The sequence below is a fragment of the Actinomadura darangshiensis genome, from assembly GCF_004349235.1.
GTDB classification, from domain to species: domain Bacteria; phylum Actinomycetota; class Actinomycetes; order Streptosporangiales; family Streptosporangiaceae; genus Spirillospora; species Spirillospora darangshiensis.
In genome coordinates, this window is the sequence record NZ_SMKY01000417.1 from 1 (window position 1) to 6,182 (window position 6,182).

At 76.1% G+C, this 6,182-nt stretch carries 4 protein-coding genes; all 4 read left to right on the forward strand.

Annotation, left to right across the window (positions count from 1 at the left end; translation table 11 throughout):
• Positions 1–1,299: SWIM zinc finger family protein (locus E1293_RS43255; protein WP_243717427.1), on the forward strand; the 1,299-nt coding region annotated here is incomplete at its 5' end.
• Positions 1,296–2,801, forward strand: a complete 1,506-nt coding sequence (locus E1293_RS48230) for a DUF5691 domain-containing protein (protein WP_165978676.1) — start codon at positions 1,296–1,298, stop codon at positions 2,799–2,801. The genes E1293_RS43255 and E1293_RS48230, both read left to right, overlap by 4 nt.
• Entirely contained in the window at positions 2,798–3,928 is a 1,131-nt protein-coding gene (locus E1293_RS43270) for an ATP-binding protein (protein WP_132205376.1), read from the forward strand. The genes E1293_RS48230 and E1293_RS43270 overlap by 4 nt, the downstream gene beginning before the upstream one ends.
• Positions 3,889–6,180, forward strand: a complete 2,292-nt coding sequence (locus E1293_RS43275) for a DUF5682 family protein (RefSeq protein WP_132205378.1) — start codon at positions 3,889–3,891, stop codon at positions 6,178–6,180. The genes E1293_RS43270 and E1293_RS43275 overlap by 40 nt, the downstream gene beginning before the upstream one ends.
• Positions 6,181–6,182: the final 2 nt, after the last annotated feature.

Consider the following 6,182-nt stretch of genomic DNA (forward strand, 5'->3'; position numbering starts at 1 on the left):
GTGAGGGAGCGATGGGGGCGGGAGCAGGTGGCCGGGCTCGCGCCGGACGCGGCGTCGGCCAAGGCCGCCGGCGGGATCGCCAAGCCCGCCAGGTGGGGGCGCTCGGGGTGCGATGACGAGGCCGTGTGGGGTGAGTGCCAGGGCAGCGGCACGTCCGTGTACCGGACGTGCGCCGACCTGACCGAGCCCGCGTTCCGGTGCACCTGCCCGAGCCGGAAGTTCCCGTGCAAGCACGGGCTGGCGCTGCTGTTCCTGTGGGCCGACTCGGTGGTGGACGAGGGGCCGCGGCCCGGGTGGGTCGCCGAGTGGATCGAGGAGCGGCGCGAACGCGCCGGCCGGGCGGCCGATCGGCGGGCCGCGACGGCGGCCAAGGCGCGCGATCCGAAGACGGTGGAGCGGCGGGAGCGGCGCGTCGGCGACGGGCTCGCCGAGCTGGACCAGTGGCTCCGCGACCAGGTCGCGCACGGGCTCGCGCAGGCGGAGAAGGCGCCCTACCGGCTGTGGGACGACGCGGCGCGGCGGCTCGTCGACGCGCAGGCGGGCGGCCTCGCCGGGCAGGTCAAGGGGCTCGCGGCGGTGCCGCGGAGGCCCGGGTGGCCGGACCGGCTCTTGGAGGAGTACGCCCTGCTGCGGCTGCTCGTCCGGGCTTATCAGCGGCGGGGCGAGCTGCCCGAGGGATTGCGTGAGACCGTGCGGTCGCGGGTCGGGTTCACCGTGGCCCAGGAAGATGTTCTGGGCGGCGGGGAGCGTGTCCGTGATCGATGGTGGGTGACGGGGGCGCGTGACACGGCGCAAGACCTGCTGACCACGCGGCGGGTGTGGCTGCGGGGGCGGCGGACGGGGCGTCCCGCACTCGTGCTGTCGTTCGCCGCGCCCGGCACCTCGTTCGACACGTCGCTGGTCGTGGGGACGGAGGTCGATGCGGAGCTGGCCTTCTACCCGGGGTCGCAGCCGCTGCGGGCGCTGGTCGCGGAACGGTTCGGGGCCGCCGGGGCGAGCATGCCCGCAGGGACGTCGGTGCAGGCGTTTCTGGACGAGCACGCGGCGGCCCTGGCGCGGGATCCGTGGCTGGATCGCTGGCCGGCGACGCTGGAGAGCGTCAGGCTGGCCCGGGCCGAAGGCGGCGACCTGTACGTGGTCGACGGCGCCGGGGACGCGCTGCCGCTCCGGATGGGCGATCCGTGGCGGCTCCTAGCGCTGTCCGGAGGCGGTCCGGTCACGATGGCCGGAGAGTGGAGGCCGCGGGGCCTGAGCCCGCTGGCCGCGTGGCACGAGGACGAGGGGGCGGTGATCCTGTGAGCACGTGGAACGAGCACGTCTCGGCGGCGCTGCTCGGCACCGAGCGCCGCGATCCGCCCGTTCTGGCGGAGGCTCCCGCCGATCCGGGCGAGAAGGCGGGGCGGCTGCTCGACCAGGCGGCGCTGCTGGCCGTCCGGCGGCGGGCGGGGCGCGGGCCCGCGAGCGCGTCCCCCGTGCCGGTGGCGCTCGCCCCGGTGGAGGACGTGCCGGTGGTGCCGAAGGCCGCGGCGGCGCGGCTGCGGCGGATCCTGGGCGGTGAGCAGATCCGGGTGCTGCCGGAGTGGCTGGACGCGGCGGCGCGGGGGTTCCGGGTGCCCGCGCAGTCGCTTCCCGACCTGCTGGAACGGGGGCGGAGCGACCGGGTGCTGCGGCCGTCGATCGCGCGGGCGTCCGGGCGGCGGGGTGTGTGGCTCGCCCTCCAGAACACCGACTGGGCGTACCTGGTGGGGTCGGGCGACGACCCCGGCGGCGGGCCGGAGGTGTGGGAGACCGGCACGAGGAACCGGCGCGTGGCGTATCTGACCGGGCTGCGCAACACTGAGCCGGAGCGCGCGCGGGAGCTGCTCTGCGAAACGTGGGCCAAGGAGCCCGCACCCGACCGCACGGCGTTCATCGCCACGTTCGATCACGGGCTCTCGCCCGATGACGAGGAGTTCCTTGAGGCGGCCCTGGAAGACCGGGGCAAGGACGTCCGCCAGATCGCGTCCGATCTGCTGGCCCGCATGCCGGGGTCGGCGTACGGGGAGCGGATGGCGGCGCGTGCCCGGGCCTGCCTGGCCCCGAAGGCACGCACGGTCCGCGGCCGGAACCAGACCTGGATCCAGGTCGAACCGCCGCACACGCATGGCGACGACTTGGCACGCGACGGCGTCCCGTTCCATCCGAGCGGGTCGTTCGCGCCGCGGAGCGGTGGCGCGCCGGTCGGCACGCGGGCGGCGTGGCTGCGCGAGATCCTCGCCCGCACACCGCTGTCCACGTGGACCGGCCTGTTCGGGCTGCCGCCCATGGAGATCGTCTGCCTGCCCGTCTCCGACTCCGACGGGCGTGACGTCCACATCGGGTGGGCGCGGGCCGCGCTCGGCCAGCGCGACGCCGGATGGGCGCGGGCGCTGCTCAAGGGCGGGGTCATGGTGGACGAGCCGGAGGCGCTCGCCGACCTGCTGCCGGTCCTGCCGGGAGGGGAGCGCGACGCGGCGGCGGCCGACCTGATCCGGTGGGTGGAGGGGCGGCCCGACCTGCTGCGGGTCCTCGAACGGGTGCCCGGGCCGTGGGCCGGGCCGCTCGCGTCGGCGGTGGTCGCGACGGTCACCGCGTCCGCCGAGCGCCCCACCCGGCACGACGAGCACCTGATCACGCAGCTGTGCCGGCTCGCCGACCAGCGGCTCGACCCGGCCGCCGCGTCCAGGCTCGAAGAGCTGGGGCCGGCGGCGCCGCGCGCCGTCACCGACCTGATCGCGACCCTGCGGTTCCGCGACGAGATGCTGAAGGAGCTGTCCCCTTGACAGAAGAAGCACTGCCGGAGGGTCTCGGGGGGCGTCCCCCCGGAGAGGCGGCCGCCGTTCTGCGGCCGCACGCCGAGCAGGAGTACGCCGGCGAGCTGGCGCGGCTGGCCGAGCACGACGACCGGCCGCGGCCGCCCGGCTGGCGGCTGTCGCCGTGGGCCGTCACCACCTACCTGCTCGGCGGCGAGCTGCCCGGCGGCGCGGCGGTCAGCCCGAAGTACGTGGGGCCGCGCCGGCTGATGGAGGTCGCGGTCGCGACCCTCGCCACCGACCGGGCGCTGCTGCTCCTCGGCGTCCCCGGGACGGCGAAGACGTGGGTGTCGGAGCACCTCGCCGCCGCCGTCAGCGGCGACTCGACGCTGCTCGTGCAGGGCACGGCCGGGACGGCGGAGGAGGCGATCCGCTACGGGTGGAACTACGCGCGCCTGCTCGCCGAGGGCCCGTCGGAGAAGGCGCTGGTGGAGAGCCCGCTCATGCGGGCGATGCGGCGCGGACAGGTCGCCCGCATCGAGGAGCTGACCCGGATGCCGTCCGACGTCCAGGACACGCTGATCACCGTCCTGTCGGAGAAGACGCTGCCGGTGCCCGAGCTGAACACCGAGGTGCAGGCCCGCCGCGGGTTCACGGTGATCGCGACCGCCAACGACCGCGACCGGGGCGTGAACGAGCTGTCGAGCGCGCTGCGCCGCCGGTTCAACACGGTCGTGCTGCCGCTGCCGGAGACCGCCGAGGACGAGGTCGCCATCGTGGCCCGCCGCGTCGACCAGATCGGCGCGGGCCTGGAGCTGCCGGAGACGCCGGCGGGCCTGGAGGAGATCCGGCGCGTCGTCACGGTGTTCCGGGAGCTGCGGTCCGGGGCCACGGCCGACGGGCGCACCAAGCTCAAGTCGCCCAGCGGGACGCTCAGCACCGCCGAGGCCATCTCGGTGATCACCAGCGGGCTGGCGCTGGCCGCGCACTTCGGCGACGGGGTGCTGCGCGCCGCCGACGTCGCGGGCGGGATCGTGGGCGCCGTCGTCCAGGATCCGGTGTCCGACCGGGTCGTGTGGCAGGAGTACCTGGAGGCGGTCGTCCGGGACCGCCCGGAATGGCGCGACTTCTACCGTGCCTGCCGGGAGGTCTCTTGAGCCAGGTCGAAGTCTTCGGCATCCGGCACCACGGGCCGGGGTCGGCCCGTGCGCTGCGCGGTGCGCTGGAGGACTTCAAGCCGGACGCGGTCCTCATCGAGGGCCCGCCCGAGGCCGACGCGATCGTGGAGCTGGCGGGCGACGACGCGATGGTGCCGCCGGTCGCGCTGCTCGCCTACTCCCCCGCGCCCGGCGACGGCGGCCGCAAGGCCGCGTTCTGGCCGTTCGCCGAGTTCAGCCCGGAATGGCAGGCGATCCGGTACGCGCTGGCCGCCGGGGCGCCGGTCCGGTTCTGCGACCTGCCGGCGGCGAACCAGCTCGTCCCGTCGGAGGAGCCCGAGCCGGCCGAGGCCGAGCCGGCCGCGGAGGGCATCAGGCTCGACCCGCTGGGCTGGCTGGCGAAGGCGGCCGGATACGACGACGCCGAGCGCTGGTGGGACGACGTCGTCGAGCACCGCGGCGACGGGCCGTCCCCGTTCCCGGCCATCGCGGAGGCCATGGCCGAGCTGCGCGAGCAGCTGGCCGCGCTGCCGGCGGAGCAGGCGTCCGCCGGGCTGCCGCCCGGCCACCTGCGGCGGGAGGAGCAGCGCGAGGCCCACATGCGGCGGACGCTGCGCCGCACCGTCAAGGAGGGGCACGACCGGGTCGCGGTGGTCTGCGGCGCCTGGCACGTCCCGGCGCTGCGGGCGAGGGTCCCGGCGGCCCACGACGACCGGACGCTCCGCGGCCTCCCGAAGACCAAGATCGCCATGACGTGGGTGCCGTGGACGCACGGGCGGCTCGCCGGGCGCTCCGGCTACGGCGCCGGCGTACGCTCCCCCGGCTGGTACCACCACCTGTTCACGGCGCGCGACCGCCCGATCGAGCGCTGGCTCACCGCCGCCGCCCGCGTGCTCCGCGAAGAGGACCTGCACGTCTCCTCCGCGCACGTGATCGAGGCCGTCCGGCTCGCCGACGCGCTGGCCGCGCTGCGCGGCCGTCCGCTCGCCGGGCTGGACGAGGTCACCGAGGCGACCCGGGCCGTGCTGTGCGAGGGCGCCGACCTGCCGGTCGAGCTGATCCAGAAGCGCATGGTGGTCGGGGAGCGGCTCGGCGCCGTCCCGGAACGGACCCCGATGGTGCCGCTCCAGCGCGACCTGCAGGCGGAGCAGCGGCGGCTGCGGCTCAAGCCGTCCGCGCTCGGCAGGGAGCAGGACCTCGACCTCCGCAAGCCCACCGACCTGGAGCGCAGCCGCCTCCTGCACCGGCTCCGCATGCTGGACGTCGACTGGGGCGTGCTGTCCGAGAGCACCTCCAAGGGCACGTTCCGGGAGACGTGGACGCTGGCCTGGCGCCCCGAGTTCGACGTGGAGCTGATCGAGGCCGGGGCGTGGGGCACAACCGTCCGCGGCGCGACCACGGCCCGCGCCGAGGCGCTCGCCACGGGCGCCGCCACCCTCGCCGACCTGACGTCGGTGGCCGAGCGCTGCCTGCTCGCCGACCTCGGCGACGCGCTCCCCACCGTCATGCGCGCCCTCGCCGACCGGGCCGCCGTCGACACCGACGTGGCGCACCTGATGTCGGCGATGCCGGCGATCGTCCGCGCGCTGCGCTACGGCGACGTCCGCGGCACCTCCACGGGCCCGCTCCGCACGGTCGTCGACGGCCTCGTCGTCCGCGTGTGCGTCGGTCTCCCGCCGGCGATCACCGGCCTGGACGACGACGCGGCCCGCGACTTCCTCACCCACGTCGACGCCGTCCACGGCGCCCTGTCCCTCCTGGCCGACGAGGGCCACGTCGAGCGCTGGCGCCGTACCCTGGAGGCCCTGCTCACCCGCCCGGACACCCTGCACGGCCTGATCGAGGGCCGCCTCACCCGCCTCCTCCTCGACGCAGGGCGCCTGCCCGACGTCCCCGACCGGATGGCGCGCGCCGTGTCCGTCGGCGCCGCCCCCGACCGCGCGGCCGCGTGGGTCGAGGGGTTCCTGGCCGGCGGCGGCCTCCTGCTCATGCACGACGAGGCCCTCCTGCGCCTCGTCGACGAGTGGATCTCCGCCCTGCCGGACGGCTCCTTCACCGACGTCCTCCCCCTCCTCCGCCGCACCTTCGGTGCCTACCCGGCCGCCGAACGCCGCGCGATAGGCGAGCAGCTCCGCCGCCACGACAAGCCCGCCACAGGCACGTCCCATCCGCACGAGGACGACGTGGACGACCTCCGCGCGTCCCCCGCCGCCGCCACGACCCTGCGAATCCTCGGCTGGACGCCCTCATGACC